Genomic DNA, 19193 nt, shown 5'->3' on the forward strand with positions numbered 1-19193 from the left:
ATCGGTGCAGCTTTGTGTGCCCCGCATGGCAGAATCCGCCGATCACAGCTTGCCTCTCGCCCGGCAGCTGCGCATACTGCGCGCCAATAGGTGAATATTTTGATACCACAAGGACAAGACGAACAGATGCGCCTGACCATCAACGGTGAAGACCGCACCATCGAAACCGCAGCAACCGTTGCCGATCTTCTCGGCGAACTCGGGATTACCGCGACCAAGGTCGCGGTGGAACGCAATCTCGAAATCGTGCCGAAAACGGCTTATGGCGATACTGCACTTGCCGATGGCGACAAGCTTGAAATCGTTCATTTTATTGGTGGCGGTTCCTCGGATGCCGATCTTGCGTCCGCCAATGACGAGGGTTTCGTTGTCGCGGGCCACAAATTCAAATCGCGTCTGATCGTCGGTACCGGCAAATACAAGGATTTCGAAGAAACCCGCATTGCGATTGATGCCTCGGGCGCGGAAATGGTCACGGTTGCCGTGCGTCGCGTCAATCTGACCGACCCGTCACAGCCGATGCTGGTCGATTATGTCGATCCGAAAAAATACGTTTATCTGCCGAATACGGCGGGTTGCTTTACGGCTGATGACTCGGTCCGGACCCTGCGTCTGGCCCGCGAGGCCGGTGGCTGGAATCTGGTGAAGCTTGAAGTTCTGGGCGATCAGAAAACGCTTTATCCCAATATGCCCGAAACCCTCAAGGCCGCCGAGGCCCTGATCAAGGATGGTTTCGACGTGATGGTTTACTGCAGCGACGATCCCATTCAGGCCAAGATGCTTGAAGATATGGGCTGTGTCGCGATCATGCCGCTGGGATCGCTGATCGGTTCGGGCATGGGGATTCTCAACCCGGTCAATATCGCGCTGATCAAGGAAAACGCCAATGTGCCGGTGATCGTCGATGCCGGTGTCGGCACCGCATCCGATGCGGCATTTGCCATGGAACTGGGCTGTGACGGCGTTCTGATGAATACCGCAATCGCCGGTGCCAGGGATCCGATCCGCATGGCGCGCGCAATGAAACACGCGATCATCGCTGGTCGTGAATCCTTCCTTGCCGGTCGCATGCCCAAGAAAAAATATGCCGATCCGTCCTCGCCGCTGGCCGGTTTGATCTGATCGCATAGATGTCCGATAAAAAGCCCCCGTTTCGGTATCGAAACGGGGGCTTTTGTTTTATTCAGGCTGCGTAACGGATTGACTGCATCCGTAGTAGCGGTTTGGCGTAAAATCAGGACGCCTGTTCAAGTCCGGCTTTGACCAGCGCATTGACGCGTTCCATATCCGCACCGGAGACCATCTGACCATTGATCAGGAAGGCCGGGGTGCCATTGACCCCGATGCTGCGCGCCATGGCGGCATATTGCTGTAACATGCCGTTGATTTCCGGGGACTGCATGTCCTTGCGCATCTGATCAACGTCGACACCTGCGTCTTTGGCCAATGTGTTGATCTGTGCCTCGTCAAGGATACCGCGGTTTTCCATGAAGGCCGCGTGGATTTCCATGTATTTGCCCTGCTTGGCAGCGGCCAGTGCCGCACGCGCCGCATCGGCACTTTCTTCGCGCAGGATCGGGAATTCAACAAACATGGTGCGGATTTTGCCATCGGAATTTTCCGCAAGTTCCTTCACGCCGTCAAAGGCGCGTTTGCAATAACCGCAGTGATAATCAAAAAATTCGATCACGGTCACCGGCGCATCAAGCGGGCCGACCGATGGCACCGAACTGTCGGCTACCAGCGCATCCCAAACCGGCTCGATGGCTTCGGCCTGCTGGCGGGCCTGTTCGGTTGTCTGCCAGACCTGAACATTCTGGATCGCACGCAGCAGAACATCCGGGTTTTCCAGAAGATACTGTTCAATCACGCCTTCGATCTCGGCCTTCTGCGCATCGCTTAGTTCTTCCGCCTGTGCCGGTGCGCCCATGGCAAAACCCAGCGAAAGCATGATGGCGGCACCGCCAAGAAGGCGTTTGATCATGTGCGAATTCATCGAAAATCCCTTGTTGTCTTTGTCCCGGATGTGTCGGGCATCGCGCGGACCTGATTTCTTTAAATCATTGATACGAGACACGCACCCTAACGGGAAAGTAAAATATGCGAGAGATATGTGACACCGGCCACATCTGCCCCCTGATCACCAGATGCGGCAATCCCGATCCATACCAGACGGACATCGATGGTATCTGTGTCGGGCCAGTATCGGCGATGCAGGGCTGAAAGATCGAAATAATCGCGTTGCCATTCCTTGATACCGGTCATGTCCCCGCCAATCGGAAGCCGGATCACATGATCGACGGGCGGTTTGCCTGCCCCCAGATCGCTTTCGCCCCAATCGCCATGCGATTGCGCCCGGAAACCAAGGACAAGCTCGGTATCGCCGGGCTGTGCCGATGCGTTCATCAACCAATCGAATGACAGATAGGGGGATGCCAGAACCGCAATATTGGTACGACGGCCAAGTTCAAATGTGCCAATTGCCGGGCGCATGGCAAGCGCGATACGCCCGTCGATATCTTCCCAGTAAAGGCTGTTGGCCTTTGACTGTTCACCCGTATCAAGCTTTGCCGGACGTTCGGCATAATGCCAGTACCGGGGTGGGTTATTCAGCGGGAAAGGGGCATAAAGAAGCTTCAGGTCCCCCTCGACGCTCACCCCGGCATCGGGCAGGCTGCATCCGGTCAACAGATAAAACACCGCAAAGGCAAGGCCGATACGGCGAGGGGCCGGTAACCGCATCGCCGCCCATTTTGGGGCGATTGCGGTCAATTCCGGTTGTCCTTGCCTTCCGGATCGGTCGCGCGAATGATGTCTTGCGCGCGCTGCCAGGTCGCCGTGCCTTTTTCAAGCTTCCGGTCGGCCTGAACCGCGTGATATTTCGCGGCTTCCCGATCCCCGGTCAAAAGGCTGTATTCCGCCTGCGAAAGCGACGCTTCGCCTTCGTTGCCCAGACGGTTTTCGATGATCGCCCGGAACCGCCATGCCGAGGCATTGCTGCGTTCAACCGAAAGAACCCCCAAAAGATTTTCCTTGGCTTCCGGCAGGACACTGCTGTCGCCGCTTTCAATCAGCGCATGCGCCAGAAGCAGTCGGATCAAAGGTGCACCGTTGGACAGTTCGACTGCTTTGCGAAGCGGGTCGGTGGCTTCCTTGGCTTTGCCGAATTCCAGCAGGACCTGACCTTTAAGTTCTTCGAAATACGGATTTTCCGGTTCTTCGGCGATCAGCTCGTCAATAAGCTTCATCGCCGGATCGAGTTGCGAGTCCCGGTAATAGGCAATCGCGCGTGCATAACGCCCCGAAATGCTGGTGTCGGTTTCGGGATAGGTGCGCAACGTATGCTGGATATGGTTGGTAAAGGCATACAGCTTGGCACGCATACGGGCATGGCGTTCATACAGAACCGGATCAACCTTGGCGTCCCTTAACGGTGAATTCGCAGTATAGTTTTCAAGGAACTCGACACGTTCGGTCGTCAGCGGGTGACTGCGCAGATACGGGTCCTGACGTGCAGTACTCAGCAATTCCTGACCTTCAAGCGTTTCCATGAATTCCATCAGACCGCGCGATGAAATCCCCGCATCGGTCAGGAAGTTGACACCGGCCTGATCGGCACTGCTTTCCTGTGTCCGCGAATAAGCCAGGAAATTGCGTTCTGCCACGTTCTGTCCGCCAAGAACGGCGGCTGTACCGACATCTGCACGACCGGCGGCAACACCGGCGGCAACACCGACGATGGTTGACAGAATCGATATCGCCGAGGCATTTCGAAGCTGATCATGAATACGCGAAAGGTGCCCGCCCGCAATGTGGCCGGTTTCGTGGGCCATCACGCCCATAACCTGTTCGGGAGTCTGGGCTTTCAACAAGAGGCCAGTATTGATAAAAAGCTTTTGGCCACCTGCAACGAATGCGTTCAGGCTGGGGTCTGAGACGATATAGACAGTAACGCCGCGCGGATCGAGCCCGGCAGCCTTGAATATCGGGGTCGCATAGAGATGAAGGGTTTCCTCAATCTCGGTATCCCGGATAAAAGAACGACCCTGCGCAAAAACTGTGCTGGGCAGGGCAACAAGGAAAATGGCAGTGAGAGTAATAATGCGTCTGAGCAAATTGTGCGTTCCGTGTTCTCGTTCATCCGATGTCGACCCGACCAGTGCGGACAGGTTGCCGACGCGCAAGCCATCATGGCGGATCATGACGGCAATCGCAATGACTGCCGGTCTTGCTGCCTGCAGTAGCGATAATACTGAAAATCTTGGCCAAATAGGGGCCGTCAGTGGTTTCCTTGGTGGCGTGGTCGCCGACGAACCCCGCGCGGTTCGCATCGCACGCGACGTTCTTTCGGCGGGCGGTACGGCGGCAGATGCGGCTGTTGCGCTTTACGCGACCATGACGGTGACCAAATCCTCGGTCGCCGGTATCGGCGGCGGCGGGGTGTGCGTTGTTCATGATCGCCAGTCGAAAAAGGTCGAAGTGCTTGATTTCTGGCCGCGTCCGGGGACTCGCACTGCCGACAGCCAGACTGCAACCACCATTCCGGGCGTCCCGCGCGGGCTTTATGCGCTTAGTGCGCGTTACGGTCGCCTGCAATGGCCGCAGCTTTTGTCGGCGGCTGAACAATATGCGCGCCTGGGTGTGCCGGTATCGCGTTCGATGGTGGATGACATCGAAGCCAATCGCGACCGGATCGAGGCAAGCCCGATTCTGCGTGATGTTTTCATGCCTGATGGCAATACCTTGCAGGTCGGCGACCGGATTCGCTCGGTCAATCTCGGTGCGCTTCTGACATCTCTTCGGGTCAAGGGACCGGGTGAATTTTATAACGGTGCCCTTGGCGCCCAAATCGCAACAGCCGTACAGAATGCCGGTGGGACACTGACCGCCGAAGACATGCGCGATTACAAACCGCAATGGAAATCCGCGACCGAGGTCAAGGTGGGTAACGAAACACTGTATCTGGCCTATCCGCCGCGTGCGGAGTCCGGACGTGCGGTCATTGATGCCAGCACCGAACTTGGTGCGGTCCTGAACCGCTATCTGGCCGATATCGATGCTGCCGACAGTAACGTTCAGTCCAATACAGGCCGCAGCGGCTTTGTCGTGCTGGACCGTGCGGCCAATGCAGTTGCCTGCATGACCACGATGAACAAGCCGTTTGGCGCGGGACTGGGGGCCGATGCGTTCGGTCTTAACCTTGCCGCCGGGGATGCGGGCTATGCCCAGACCCCGCTGATGGGCCCGGCCCTTATGGTGAACCCGTTCGTCTTTGAATATTATTATGGCATCGCCGGTACCGGCACCCCGGCCGGGGCAACCAAACAGATTGCGACCATGGCCGAGGACCTGATCGAAAAGGGGGCGGCTGCCAATGTTCCGATGAATTCGGATGGCAAACCGGCGGTCAATATCGTGCGCTGCCTTGAAGGGATCCCGCCACATCCCGAAAGCTGCCAGTTCATCGCCGACCCTGCGGGCGGCGGCATGGCCGGCACGCAGTAAGCCACCCTTTACGGACATTTCATCGGGGCAGGTTTTCCTGCCCCGATTTTTCAGCTGCAAGTCAGGACCCCGCAAATGGCTTTGAAACAATCGCGTCGCGGCGCTATTTCGCCCTTTATCGTCATGGATGTCATGCGTGCCGCCAATGCGCGCGAAACCGATGGCAAGGCCGTCTTTCACCTTGAAGTCGGGCAGCCCGGTACACCGGCCCCGCGCAAGGTCCGGGAGGCCGCGGCACGTGCCCTTGATAACGATCTGATCGGCTATACCAATGCGATGGGAATTGATCCCCTGCGCGAAGCCATTGCCGGTCATTATCAGCGCAAATTCAACACGTCGGTCGATCCGTCACGCATCTGCGTTGCCAGTGGTTCGTCCTCGATCTTCGTGCTGGCGTTTCTGGCGGCCTTTGATGCCGGTGATCGTGTCGCAATGGCGGCACCGGGCTATCCGGCCTATCACAACATCCTGACCGCACTTGGCATTGAAACCGTCAATCTGCCGGCTGGCCCCGAAAGCCATTATCAGCCGACGGTCGCCATGCTGCGCGATCTTGATGATCCGATTGATGGCCTGATCGTTGCAAGCCCGTCCAACCCGGCGGGCAGCATGATCGATGTCGAAACCTACCGTGAACTGGCGACCTATTGCCGGGAAAACGGCATTCGCCTGATCAGTGACGAGATTTATCAGGGCATTTCATTTGGCGATGTCCGGGAATGCACCGCCCTTGAATTCGGTGATGAGGCGATCATCATCAACAGCTTCTCGAAATATTTCTCGATGACGGGCTGGCGTCTGGGCTGGGCGGTGGTGCCGCCTGATCTGATGCGTGCGGTGGAATGCCTGCAACAGAACCTGTTTATTTCGGCCCCGGCATTGTCGCAGATCGCCGCCGTCGCGGCGTTTGATTGCGAGGACGAATTGCAGGCGAACGTCGCGGCCTATGCGCGCAATCGCGAAATTCTGCTAAATGAACTGCCCGCTGCGGGCTTCACAAAATTCGCCCCGGCGGATGGGGCGTTTTATCTGTATGCCGACGTTCGCGATCTGACATCTGATAGCGAGGCTTTCTGCCGTCGCATGCTGGATGAAACCGGTGTTGCCACCACGCCGGGCACCGATTTTGATCGCCTGCGCGGCAAACATTATGTCCGCTTCTCGTTCGCGCACAGCGAGGCCACCATGCTGGGTGCGGTTGCGGCATTAAAGAACTGGAAGCGATAAGCGCCTTTGCATTTCTGATCACGTCGCAAAGAAAAAGGGCTGCCGAATATTCGGCAGCCCTTTTTGATTTTGTCGGACCCTGATCTTAACGACCAAGGCTCCACCAGCCGCGTTTCTTCGGCTTCGGTTTTTCGTCTTTTGCCGGCTCAGTTGCAACCGGTTCACTTGCCACCGGCTCGGCGGGCTTTTCGGCTTTCGGTGCCGGTTTTTTCGGCTCTGCCTTCGGTTCGGATTTTTCCGCTGCCGGTGCTGCCGCGGGGGCAGGGGCCGGGCTTGCCGGTTTTTCCACCACGGTTTCCGCCGGGCTTTGTGCCGGTGCCGAAACCGCTTCCTTGGCGATTTCTTCCGCTGTTTCCGGGGCAGGGCCGCTCTGGATCGGGATGTTTTTCACATCCGCCCGGTCGTTACGGTCATTGCGATCCCGACGATTGCGGCGATTGTCATTGCGATCACGGCGTTCGCGGCGCGGCCGTGCCGGTGCCGGGGCGGTCGTGCTGCGCTGGCGACCGGCGCGGACACCTTCCTGATCAAAGCTGTCTGCGTCCTGACCTTCGCTGTCGGCATCAACAACCTGATCTTCAGCATGGCCTTCCGGTGCGCTGTGATCACGATCCCGGCGAAGGGCGGTTGCCTGTGCATCATCGGCAGGCGATTTGACACGCGGTGCGTTTTCAAATTCCTGACGGCGCGAACGACGGCGACCACCACGTTTGCCGCGACGACGGCGTTTACGCTGTGCTTCGTCGTCATCATCATCTTCGTTATCGTCCTGATCGGAACGATCCGATGCACCGGCGACATCATCGGATGCATCGGCGTCATTCTGATCATTGCGATCATCACGGTCATCATTGCGGCCACGACGACGACGGCGGCGACGGCGGCGTTTGTTGCCCTGATCATCGTCATCGCGCTGATCACGGGTGTCACGGGCTTCGGCGACATCATCTTCTTCGTCGTCTTCGTCCGCTTCAACCGGGCTTTCAATCGCCGTCAGCGAAACGCTGTCGGTGTTCAGAACCGGCAGGGCTTCTTCCTCGTCACCTTTTTTCGCACGTGTGCGTTCGATGCGGTGATCTGGCGAAATCAGGCTGTCATCGCCAAAGATCATGACGGTGAAGCCGTAACGCTGTTCGATTTCAGCCAGCGTATCGCGTTTGCGGTTCAGGATATAAAGCGCGACCTCGCTTGCGACATGCACGGTAAGTGCACCGGAACGACGACGCATGCCTTCTTCTTCAAGCACGCGCAGAAGGTGAAGGGCGGCACTTTCGATCGAACGGACAAGGCCGACACCACGGCAATGGGCGCAAACCTCGAACGCGCTTTCAACAAGCGACGGACGCAGGCGCTGACGCGACATTTCCAAAAGACCGAACGGGCTGATACGGCCTATCTGCAGGCGGGCACGGTCATTGCGCATCGCTTCCTTAAGCTTGCGTTCAACCGATGCCTGGTTGCGGTGATCTTCCATATCGATGAAGTCGACGACGATCAGACCGGCAAGGTCGCGCAGGCGCAACTGGCGGGCCAGTTCTTCGGCGGCTTCAAGGTTGGTCTTATATGCGGTTTCTTCGATGTTGCGTTCACGGGTCGAACGGCCCGAGTTAACGTCAATCGCGACCAGTGCCTCGGTCGGGTTGATAACGATATAACCACCCGATTTAAGCTGAACGACCGGATTGAGCATCGCGTCAAGCTGGCTTTCCACCTGGAAGCGGTGGAACAGCGGCACGCCCTGATCCTTGTAGGGCTGCACACGCTTCGCATGTGACGGCATCAACATCTTCATGAAGTCTTTGGCGATCCGGTAACCTTCGTCACCTTCAACCAGAACTTCATCAACATCGCGTGCATAAAGGTCACGGATGGAACGTTTGATCAGATCGGCTTCTTCATAAATCAGGCACGGTGCCTGGCTCTGAAGGGTGGTTTCGCGGATACGATCCCACAAACGCATCAGATAATCGAAGTCGCGTTTAATCTCGGCCTTGGTGCGTTCCGAACCGGCGGTACGCACGATAACGGCCATGCCGTCCGGAATTTCCAGCTCGGCCAGAATGGATTTCAGGCGTTTGCGGTCCTGTGCATTGGTGATCTTGCGCGAAATGCCGCCACCACGCGGAGTGTTTGGCATCAGTACGCAATAACGACCCGCCAGCGACAGGAAGGTCGAAAGGGCGGCACCCTTGTTGCCACGTTCTTCCTTGACGACCTGCACCAGCAGAATCTGGCGGCGCTTGATCACTTCCTGAATTTTATAGCGTTTCTGCATCTGCGGACGATGACTGTCGGAGAATTCATCCCCGTCATCGCCACCCAGATCGTCGATTTCTTCTTCGCCTTCGGCCGCACCGGCCGGTTCGGTTTCGATATCGACGGTCAGTTCGGCAATTTCGGCCGACATGGCAGCATTACCGCCGCCCGATCCGTCGGTATCATCGCCGTCATTCGACGATGCATCCGCGCTGTCATCACCTGATGCCTCGACATCATCGGATTTTTTACGACGGTTGCGTGTGCGACGACGGCGCGGTTTTGCATCCTCATCGCCTGCATCGTCACTTGCCGGGGCGTCTGCCGCAACAGTTGCCGCACTATCGGCATTTTCGTCGGTTGCCGGTGCTTCTGCATCGGTTTCAACCGCGGTTTCGTCCGATGCCTTCGCACGCGGTTTGCGGCGATTACGGGTGCGGGCCGGTTTCTTTTCTTTTTTCGGGGTATCGTTGCCCTCGGATGCGTCGCCGATATTGTCTTCGACGATGTCGGCATCCTTGACGTCACTGTGGCTACGCGAAAGTGCTTCGCGATCTGCGACCGGGATCTGGTAATAGTCGGAATGGATTTCGCTGAAGGCGAGGAAACCATGGCGGTTTCCGCCGTAATCGACGAAGGCCGCCTGCAGGGACGGTTCTACACGCGTCACTTTCGCGAGATAGATATTTCCTTTTATCTGCTTCTTGGTCGAAGTTTCGACGTCGTATTCTTCTAGGCGATTTCCATTAATAACAACGACACGGCTTTCTTCCGCGTGCGTTGCATCGATAAGCATGCGTTTGACCATTCGGAACCTGTTCCTGAAGGTCCCGCCAGTTTCCTGCGTAAAGCGATGTTGCGCTGGTATGCAAACAAACCGGCGTATCCGGAGGCGCCGTCCATCAAGGTCGCGATATGTCCTGTATATATCTGGTTCATCGCGTTTCGGCTGCTCTTCCGGTTCGGACCTGGTTTTGGTGTTGAAACAAAAATTGGTTGCGTAATCTCGAGCGCGCCAAGACAGCCTTGAATGGGAGGGCTCTATCGGGAGCGGGAATTGCCGCGTCACCGAGACACCGACCCGAGAACTGGCCTCGTCGCGTCCTCAGTCTGGCGGATTAATAAGGTTCACACCGCAAGACATAGGAATCTCGGGTGCAACATATCCCTTTTGAAGTCGCGCGACAAACAGTTTTGTTACGTTGTCCGATGACTTTATTGCGGTTGAATTGAAAATGGCAAAGTTTTTCGCCCGAATGCGCCAATCACGGATGCCTTCTGCCAAATCTATGATCCTGCAATGTTTTTACCGTTTACATTGATGTCGGGAATACCAGAACCGGGAATGCTGTTCGCGTCGTGTGTTTCATGGGCGGTCAATTGCCCGTTAACCAACGCGTTGCTATAAGCGCAAACGGGTAATCCGCATCACCACGATTAACGCAGCAGGGCGATGGTATCAGTTAAAACGGGTTCGCAGGCAAATGCGACGACAGAAAAGCTGTCCTTGGTCGGACAAAAATCCGTCCGGATGATCGCCGCACTATGTCTGTCGCTGATGGTCTGCATTGGCTTTTTTGCCACCGCAAACGCGCAGGAAACCAAGGTTCTTGGTGCGCGCCTTGGCGTTTATCCCGACTATACCCGTTTTGTCATCGATCTCGACCATGATGTCGAATTCAGCTATTTTCTGCTGCCCGATCCGTACCGCGTTATCATCGACATGCCCGAAATCGAATGGAGCGCCCCCCCGGGCAAGGTGACATCCGGCGGTGGTCTGATTTCCGGGTTGCGTTACGGCCTGTTTAAACCGGGTACCTTCCGCGTGGTTCTCGATGTTGCCGAACCGGCACTGGTGTCAAAAATATTCACGCTACCGGCGTCAGAAGGCAAACCGCATCGTCTTGTCGTCGATTTGTCCCCGGCCAAGCGGGACGCCTTTATGACGGCGTCGCGTGAAAGTATGGAAGCCTATTCCGCCCGCAGCCGCAACGACACCAGTGCCACCGAACAAAGTGCCGATGTGGCCGTGGAATCCGGTCGTGGCGGTTCGGAAAAGCCGCTGATTGCGATTGATGCCGGTCATGGTGGTGTTGATCCCGGGGCGATCGGGGTGGGCGGGGTTTATGAAAAGGACCTGACGCTTGCCGCGGCCCGCGAAGTTGAAAAGGTTCTGACTGATTCCGGTCGATATCGCGTGCTTCTGACCCGTGACAAGGACGTGTTTCTGAAATTGCGCCAGCGAACCGAAATCGCGCGTAAAAACGGTGCCGACCTGTTCATTTCCCTGCATGCGGACTCGATTGGCAATTCCAAGCATCGCGGTGCGTCGGTCTATACCCTGTCTGAAAACGCATCGGACAAGGAAGCCGCCGCACTGGCATCAAAGGAAAACAAGGCCGATGTTATCGCCGGTATTGACCTGTCAGAGGAAAATTCGCTGGTGCAGAGCATCCTGATCGATCTGGCACAGCGTGAAACCATGAACTTGTCGGCGACCCTTGCGGCCAACATGGTTTCCGAACTCGGCAAAAGCATTGAACTGCAACGCCGTACACATCGTTTCGCGGGCTTCGCCGTGCTTAAGGCGCCGGATATTCCATCGGCCCTGTTTGAAATGGGATATTTGTCCAACCCGACGGATGCCAAGCTTCTGCAAAGCCCGGCACATCGGCGCAAGGTTGCCGAAGCCGTGCTACGCGCGATTGATATCTATTTCGAGAAGCACAAATTCTAGAATCCTGAATTCCGGAATCGGAAAATTCGCATGGGTGGTTTGCGCGATTTTCCGCAAGGTGGAAAAGCCAGTCCTCGCTTTGACGGGGTGGCGGGAGTATAGTTATTCTCCGGTCTGTAAGGAAATTTGCGGTAATCGTGCGCGCTATCACAACGCTGTCACTTTTTTGCCGCTATGATAGGGCTGATTGCAATTCTCCGGAATATGCGCTTTGGTGCGCGCCAGCCGGATCAGGCCAAAACAGCAAAATGATAAAGACCTGTTTATGCGTATTTTACTAAGTATTTTCGGTGTGCTCTTCCTCATGGCGGTTGCCGGGGGGATTGGCGTTCTGGCGATCTTCTGGCATTTCGGTCAGGACCTGCCCGATTACACCCAGCTTGAAACCTACGAACCCGAAGTCATGACGCGCGTTCATGCCGGTGACGGGGCGTTGATCGCCGAATATGCGCGTGAAAAACGTGTTTTCGTGCCGATCACCTCGATCCCGCATGTTGTTGTTGATGCGTTTGTCGCGGCCGAGGATAAAAACTTTTTCAGCCATCCGGGCATTGATTTCGCATCCGTGCTGCGTGCGGCCGTGACCAACGTTGCCAATATGGGCTCGGGCAAACGTCCGGTCGGGGCGTCGACCATTACCCAGCAGGTCGCCAAAAACTTCCTTCTGACCAGCGAAGTTTCCTATGAACGCAAGGTCAAGGAAGCGATCCTTTCATTCCGTATCGAACGTGCCTTTACCAAGGAACACATCCTCGAACTTTATCTGAACGAGATTTATCTCGGCAATGGCAGCTATGGCGTTGCCGCCGCGGCCCTGCGTTATTTCGATAAATCTCTTGATGAAATCAATATCGAGGAAGCGGCTTATCTTGCCGCCCTGCCAAAGGCACCGTCGAACTATCATCCGGTCCGCAACCATGACGAGGCCAAGGCGCGCCGCAACTGGGTGATCGGCCGGATGCTTGAAGAAAAATTCATCACCGAAACCGAAGCCCAGACCGCATGGGCAAGCCCGCTGATCGCCAAGGAACGCCAGTCGGTCGATACATATCGCGCCGATTATTTCGCCGAGGAAGTCCGCCGTCAGCTTGTCGACCGTTACGGCGAAAACATGCTGTATGACGGGGGGCTTTCGGTGCGTGCGACGGTCGATCCGCGCTTGCAGACCATTGCCGATCAGGCGCTGGTCGAAGGGCTGGTCGAATATGATCGTCGTCATGGCTGGCGCGGCCCGATCACCAATATTGATTTGGCCGATGACTGGCAGCAGAAATTGCGCGAAGTCGAAACGCCAAACGATGTGCCGTGGGACAAGGCCGTTGTCATGCGCGTTGGCAGCGATGAAGTCACGCTGGGCCTTCTGTCGGGCAAGCAGGGGCGCATTCCGCTGCGTTTCCTGACATGGGCGCGCGCATGGAAAGAAGGCCAGACACTTGGTCCGGCCGTCAACAGCCCGTCCGATGTGCTGTCAGCCGGTGACGTGATCTATGTAAAGCATTTCACCGAACTCGATGGTGAGGAACTGCCGCCAAACACCTATGGCCTGCGCCAGATTCCCGAGGTCAATGGTGCCCTTGTCGCCATGGACCCGCATACCGGGCGTGTTCTGGCGATGTCGGGTGGTTTTTCGCATGATATGTCGAAATTCAACCGCGCGACACAGGCCCGCCGTCAGCCGGGCTCTGCCTTCAAGCCGTTTGTGTATCTGGCGGCCCTTGATCAGGGCTTTACCCCCTCGACCATGGTGCTTGATGCGCCGTTCGTGATCGATCAGGGGCCGGGACTTGGCAAATGGAAGCCGGGCAACTATAGCGGCAAGTTCTATGGTCCTTCGACCATGCGTCTGGGCATCGAACTTTCGCGTAACCTGATGACGGTGCGTCTGGCGCAGACAATCGGTATGGACAAGGTTGCCGATTATGCCGAACGTTTCGGGATCGTCGATGACCTGCCACAGGTTCTGTCGATGTCGCTGGGGGCTGCTGAAACCACGGCGATGCGCCTGACGGCGGCCTATGCCGAACTGGTCAATGGTGGCAAGAAAATCACTCCGACCCTGATCGACCGTATTCAGAACCGCCGCGGCGAAGTGATTTACCGTCGTGACGAACGCCAGTGTGCGGAATGTCAGGATGTTGAATTCCGCAATCAGATGCCACCGGAACTTCCGGACAATCGCGAACAGCTTGCCGATCCGGCAAGTGCGTTCCAGATGGTATCGATGCTTGAAGGCGTGGTTGAACGCGGTACCGGGCGTCGCATTCGTGAACTCGGCTATCCGCTGGCCGGGAAAACCGGCACCACGAACGACAGTCGCGATGCATGGTTTGTTGGCTTCTCGCCCGACCTTGCGGTTGGGGTGTATGTCGGCTTTGACGATAACCGCTCGCTTGGCGATCAGGAACAGGGTGCCAGTGCTGCTGCCCCGATCTTCAAGCAGTTCATGGGCGATGCGCTTAAAGGTACCAAGGCCGTACCGTTCAGAACGCCGCCCGGCATCCGCATGGTTCGTGTCGAGGCCCGTTCCGGCCTTCCGGCCCGTCCGGGTGATCAGAACGTGATCTGGGAAGCCTTCAAAGCCGGTACCATTCCGTCGTCGAACGACAATGTTATTGATGGTGGCGATGCCGGCTATAGCGGTGTCGGTGCCGAAGGCAATACCGGCGGGGTTTCAAGCCCGGGTGGTATCTACTGATCTTTGGTGCGATCTTGCGCCGATAGTTACGGGCCGGGTGCAAATTGCATCCGGCCTTTTTCATTTGAAAAGCGGGCAGGGACGCGGGTGTCGTATTGCGCGCGCCTTTGTCATCAAATGTTGATAAAACCATCAACGGGCCGCAACCGTCCTGTCATTTGAATTTGCCATACTCTTCAAGGTGTTACTTCAAATTTTGAAGGGGTTCTTTCAATGTCTTTTCGTGTTTCCCGCCGAAAATTCCTGACCGCGACCGCCACTGTAACGGCTACGGCCGGTGCGGCATCTGCCATGGGTGGCTTTTTCATGCCGTCAATTTCACGCGCGGCTGATCGTCCGCTGATCACCCATGGCGTCCAAAGTGGCGATGTCACCGCCAATTCCGCCTGCATCTGGGGGCGTGCGGATCGTGCGTCGCGCATGATCACGGAGATTGCCACAACGGAAAATTTCGCACGTTCGGTCAAAATTCCGCATGTCGATGTCCTGCCGCAACGTGATTTCGCTGGCAAGCTTGCCCTGAATGATCTGCCTGCCGGGCAGGACGTGTTTTACAAAATCCATTTCGAAAATCTCGATGATGGCCGGGCATCGTCGGAACCGGTGATCGGTCATTTCCGTACGGCACCGGCGGCAAAGCGCAATATCCGTTTTGGCTGGTCAGGTGATACCGCCGGGCAGGGCTGGGGCATTGACGAGGATCGCGGCGGCATGAAAACCTATGCCACGATCACCAAGCATAACCCGGACTTCTTCATCCATTCCGGCGATACCATCTATGCCGATGGCCCGTTCGCCGCAGAGGCAAAAATGCCCGATGGCGATATCTGGAAAAACATCACGACCGAGGATACCGGCAAGGTCGCCGAAACCATTGCCGAGTTTCGCGGCAATTATAAATACAACATGCTTGATAAAAACGTTCGCGAATTCAACCGCCTGATCCCGGTTTATTACCAGTGGGACGACCACGAAGTGACCAATAACTGGTATCCGGGTGAAATGCTGACCGGGGATGACCGTTACACCGAGAAATCGGTATCCCTTCTGGCCGCACGTGCCAACCGGGCGTTTCGTGAAATGCTGCCGATCACCGAACATGCGACCGAACCGGGCCGGGTTTATCGCAAGGTGTCCTACGGCCCGTCACTTGATATCTTTTTCCTTGATATGCGCACCTATCGTGGTGCGAACGATGCCAATAACAGTCCGGAACCAAATGACAAGACCGTCTTCCTTGGCCGGGAACAGATCGAATGGCTTAAACGCAGCCTTCTGAATTCCAACGCCACATGGAAGGTCATCGCATCCGATATGCCGATTGGCATGGTGGTTGGCGATGGCGACAATTTCGAAAACCTTGCCAATGGGGATGGTGCCCCGGCCGGACGCGAATTTGACATTGTCGAATTGCTGCGTTTCATCAAATCGGCCCGTATTCTCAATACCGTCTGGCTGACGGCCGATGTGCATTACACCGCGGCCCATTACTATGACCCGAACAAGGCCCAGTTCCAGGATTTCGAACCGTTCTGGGAATTTGTTTCAGGTCCGCTGCATGCTGGAACATTCGGGCCAAATGCCATGGACAATACCTTTGGCCCGCAGGTGATGTTTACCAAACACCCGACCAAGGAACAGGGCATAAACCTGCCGCCATCCTTTGGTTTGCAGTTCTTTGGTCTTGTGGATATCGATGCTGAAAACGAACAGTTCCGCGTGTCGCTTCGCGATGTGGCCGACGAAGAACTTTATACCGTGACGCTCGATCCGGTTTACAGCTAGGCCGCGCGATACCACCTTTAAACCCGGCGCATTTGATGTGCCGGGTTTTTCCATGCCTGTAGTATATCCCCGCGGGGGTTTCAATCGGGGCAAAAACTGCTATAAGCGCCGCCGAAGTTGCTGCGATTCTTCGCGGCCTTACAGAATTTCATATGAATAACGGAGACATCAATGCGCGCCGAAGCACAGGCATTGGTCGATGAAATCAAGCAGTCGATGGCACTGCTGAGGAGGCATCTTTGACTGGGATAACGCTCTTAGACGCCTCGACGAACTGAACGCGCTGGCCGAAGATCCCACCTTGTGGGACAAGCCGGAAAACGCGCAGAAAGTCATGCAGGAACGCACCCGGCTTGATGATGCCATCAATGGCTACAAGGCGCTTGCCCAGGAACTCGAAGACAATATCGGTCTGATCGAACTTGGCGAAGCCGAAGGCGATGACGAAACCGTTGCCGAGGCCGAGCAGGGCCTGCGCAATATTCGCGAAATCGCGGCCAAGCGTGAACTTGAAAGCCTGCTTTCGGGCGAGGCCGATGCCAATGACGCCTATCTCGAAATCCATGCCGGTGCCGGCGGAACCGAGGCACAGGATTGGGCCAGCATGCTGGCCCGCATGTATGTGCGCTGGGCTGAGTCCAAGGGCTACAAGCTTGAAATGCTCGAAGAAAGCGATGGCGAGGAAGCCGGCATCAAATCGGTGACCTATAAAGTCACCGGTCACAATGCCTATGGCTGGCTTAAAAACGAGGTCGGCGTGCATCGTCTGGTGCGTATTTCGCCCTATGACAGTGCCGCGCGCCGCCATACCAGCTTCTCGTCCTGCTGGGTCTATCCGGTGATTGATGACGATATCAATATCGAAGTGCTCGACAAGGACCTTCGGATTGATACCTACCGTGCATCGGGTGCCGGTGGTCAGCACGTCAACAGAACGGACTCGGCCGTGCGTATCACGCATATTCCGACCGGTATCGTCGCGCAGTGCCAGAACGACCGTTCACAGCACAAAAACCGCGATACCGCGATGAAGATGCTTAAAGCCCGCCTGTACGAAGCCGAACTTCAGAAACGCGAAGCCGAGGCCCAGGCGCTTGAGGATACCAAATCCGATATTGGCTGGGGCCATCAGATCCGCTCCTACGTGTTGCAGCCCTATCAGATGATCAAGGACCTGCGCACCGGTGTTGAAACATCCGATACCCAGGGCGTTCTGAACGGCGATCTTGATGACTTCATGGCCGCCGCCCTGGCCGCCAAGGTCACCGGTTCCGCCGGTGAGGTCGAAGACATCGATTGATAGATACTCTTGCCTGGTTCCAAAAAATAAAAGCCCCGTCTTTTCGACGGGGTTTTTTATTTTATACTTGTCTCATGTAGTGTTTAATATCTAAGGTTTAGTATAGGGGCGTGTATTTCGCATATTGAGGGTGGGTATTTTGAAAGTTCAAGAGATTAAGCTTTCCGAATTAGTAGTTAATAATGCGAATGATCGACATGGTGAACTGTCTTCACCTGAGTTGGGGATGTCTTGGCTTCTAGAGCATCGAGCTGCTCACATGCGTAAATTGACAAAAGATATAGTTTCCTCAGGTGAGATTTATGAAGCGCCTTTAGTCCTCAAAGAAAACGGAAAATACATCGTTTATGACGGTAATCGTCGCACTACATGTTTAAAGTTTTTATCTGATCCTCAGTCCGCGCCAAATGAGAGTTGGCGTGAGTTCTTTTCTGTTGAGAGATCGAGATGGAACGGTAGTTTTCCAAATCAGATTTCATGTCAAGTTGAAGAAGATAGAGAACGAATAGACGAAATTCTCTATCGTCGTCATACAGGTGGTCAAGGTGGGGTTGGTCAAAGCCCTTGGGATCCCGAAGCGAAATCAAATTTTGTTAAACGAACAGGTAAGCATACCAAGGTAAATGTTGCTGAAGAGATTGAAACCAAATTACGTGAAGCGAATTTGCTTGCCGACGATGTAAAGGTCCCTAGGTCAAACCTAAACCGACTTTTATCTTCGGACGCTCTGAGAAGTCGCGTTGGCATTTCTGTTGAAAAGAATAAGCTAAAAATTACTCATAATGAAGAAAAGGTTATGGGTGCTTTATTGCGAATTTGCAGCGATCTAATTGAGAAGAATGTGGTTTTGGAAGGGATATGGGATAATAAAGGAAAAAGAAAATACTTAGATATTCTTGAAAATGATGGAATATTGCCTTCAGCTAAGGATTCTCTAGAGCAAGAAAAGCCACTGAAAAGTAAGCCCAAAAAAGAAACCGAAAATTCTGGAGAAAACCGGGAGAGCACTAATTATCAGGTGGGAGGCGCACCGAAGCCTCACATTCGCCGAACACTAATTAGGACGGACATTGATTACGGAATAATCCAGCAACCGCATACTGCTAGATGCTACGATATATGGCAGGAATTGCAGTATCATCTATATTTCGATAAGCACAATAATGCAATTTCTGTGCTATTTCGCGTTTTAATAGAGAATGCGATAAATAACTACATACAAAAGTGTGGTGTGGTTGTTTATGACAAAGATAAGCTGTCTAGTAGGTTTGTCAAAGTTGTTGATCACATGTTTGAAAATGGTGATTTAAGTAAAAAGGAGGCCCAAAATATAAAAAAATTCGAAAAATCAGAAAGCATTGTTTCTGTTAATACATTAAATGCTTACGTTCATAGCGAAAATTTCTTCCCATCTGACTTACATTTGAATTCGATGTTTGATAATTTGAGTCAGTTTTTGGTTTTATGCCTAAATAAGTGACTGTCGTATAAGTTATCTGTTGATTAGGATGATATGGTTTTTGACGGTGAGCGCGTAAAAAACGTGTTTCTGTCATAGTCTCGCCTGATATGTCTGGCAGTATATTGCCCATACGCAAAATCCGTTGAAAAACGAAAGGGCCAAGTCGTTGAAAAATAGGGCCTCGACGGGTTTTGCATCTTGAGCAAACGTCTATCAGTCAGGTGAA

Annotated in this window: 12 protein-coding genes and 1 pseudogene; 9 read left to right on the forward strand and 4 right to left on the reverse strand. The window is 55.0% G+C overall.

Translation table 11 applies throughout. The features are described from left to right. Positions 1-126 precede the first annotated feature (126 nt). Both thiS and AUP42_RS13320 read left to right on the forward strand, forming a co-directional pair. A pseudogene (gene thiS, locus AUP42_RS22060) lies at positions 127-312 on the forward strand (sulfur carrier protein ThiS); the annotation flags it as partial. After that, positions 313-1122, forward strand: coding sequence for a bifunctional sulfur carrier protein/thiazole synthase protein (locus AUP42_RS13320; protein WP_258547385.1), 810 nt, complete (start codon positions 313-315; stop codon positions 1120-1122). A 112-nt stretch (positions 1123-1234) separates the two neighbouring features. Here AUP42_RS13320 and AUP42_RS13325 read toward each other — a convergent pair whose 3' ends face one another. The 3 genes from AUP42_RS13325 to AUP42_RS13335 all read right to left on the reverse strand — a co-directional run bounded on the left by AUP42_RS13325 (position 1235) and on the right by AUP42_RS13335 (position 4202). Then, positions 1235-1984 carry a DsbA family protein gene (locus AUP42_RS13325; protein ID WP_231858283.1) on the reverse strand — a complete coding sequence of 250 codons (750 nt, stop codon included), beginning with the start codon at positions 1982-1984 and terminating at the stop codon, positions 1235-1237. 98 nt (positions 1985-2082) lie between these two features. Next, positions 2083-2772: a hypothetical protein gene (locus tag AUP42_RS13330; protein ID WP_231858284.1), complete on the reverse strand. Its 690-nt coding sequence runs from the start codon at positions 2770-2772 to the stop codon at positions 2083-2085. Beyond that, positions 2769-4202 (reverse strand): M48 family metalloprotease, encoded by a 1434-nt coding sequence (locus AUP42_RS13335; protein ID WP_231858285.1) that lies wholly within the window; start codon positions 4200-4202, stop codon positions 2769-2771. The genes AUP42_RS13330 and AUP42_RS13335 overlap by 4 nt, the downstream gene beginning before the upstream one ends. A 13-nt stretch (positions 4203-4215) precedes the next feature. Between AUP42_RS13335 and AUP42_RS13340 the strand changes: the two genes are divergently transcribed. Further along, the gene (locus tag AUP42_RS13340) at positions 4216-5505 is read left to right on the forward strand and encodes a gamma-glutamyltransferase (RefSeq protein WP_231858286.1); all 1290 of its coding nucleotides are present in this window, start codon (positions 4216-4218) and stop codon (positions 5503-5505) included. Between the two features lie 75 nt (positions 5506-5580). Next, a complete protein-coding gene (locus tag AUP42_RS13345) occupies positions 5581-6732 on the forward strand; it encodes a pyridoxal phosphate-dependent aminotransferase (protein ID WP_062952093.1) in 1152 nt (383 codons plus the stop codon). 85 nt (positions 6733-6817) lie between these two features. On the opposite strand, the gene AUP42_RS13350 is transcribed toward AUP42_RS13345, so the two are convergent. Beyond that, the gene (locus AUP42_RS13350) at positions 6818-9796 is read right to left on the reverse strand and encodes an Rne/Rng family ribonuclease (RefSeq protein ID WP_062952094.1); all 2979 of its coding nucleotides are present in this window, start codon (positions 9794-9796) and stop codon (positions 6818-6820) included. A gap of 645 nt (positions 9797-10441) precedes the next feature. Here AUP42_RS13350 and AUP42_RS13360 point away from each other — a divergent pair. From AUP42_RS13360 to AUP42_RS13380, 5 genes are all read left to right on the forward strand, one after another. Beyond that, on the forward strand, positions 10442-11725 hold the full coding sequence (locus AUP42_RS13360; RefSeq protein ID WP_062952096.1) for an N-acetylmuramoyl-L-alanine amidase: 1284 nt from the start codon (positions 10442-10444) through the stop codon (positions 11723-11725). Between the two features lie 265 nt (positions 11726-11990). Then, positions 11991-14420 carry a penicillin-binding protein 1A gene (locus tag AUP42_RS13365; RefSeq protein WP_062952193.1) on the forward strand — a complete coding sequence of 810 codons (2430 nt, stop codon included), beginning with the start codon at positions 11991-11993 and terminating at the stop codon, positions 14418-14420. A 213-nt stretch (positions 14421-14633) separates the two neighbouring features. After that, the gene (locus AUP42_RS13370; protein ID WP_062952097.1) at positions 14634-16205 is read left to right on the forward strand and encodes an alkaline phosphatase D family protein; all 1572 of its coding nucleotides are present in this window, start codon (positions 14634-14636) and stop codon (positions 16203-16205) included. A 171-nt stretch (positions 16206-16376) separates the two neighbouring features. Continuing rightward, positions 16377-17505 (forward strand): peptide chain release factor 2 gene (prfB, locus tag AUP42_RS13375; protein ID WP_114110669.1). Its coding sequence is split into 2 segments (ribosomal slippage): positions 16377-16445 and positions 16447-17505, totalling 1128 coding nucleotides; the frame shifts between segments, so codons are not numbered across the junction. A 139-nt stretch (positions 17506-17644) separates the two neighbouring features. Further along, a complete protein-coding gene (locus tag AUP42_RS13380) occupies positions 17645-18985 on the forward strand; it encodes a hypothetical protein (RefSeq protein ID WP_156484616.1) in 1341 nt (446 codons plus the stop codon). Positions 18986-19193 lie beyond the last annotated feature (208 nt).

It is taken from the genome of Thalassospira lucentensis (assembly GCF_001613805.1).
Lineage (GTDB): Bacteria > Pseudomonadota > Alphaproteobacteria > Rhodospirillales > Thalassospiraceae > Thalassospira > Thalassospira lucentensis_A.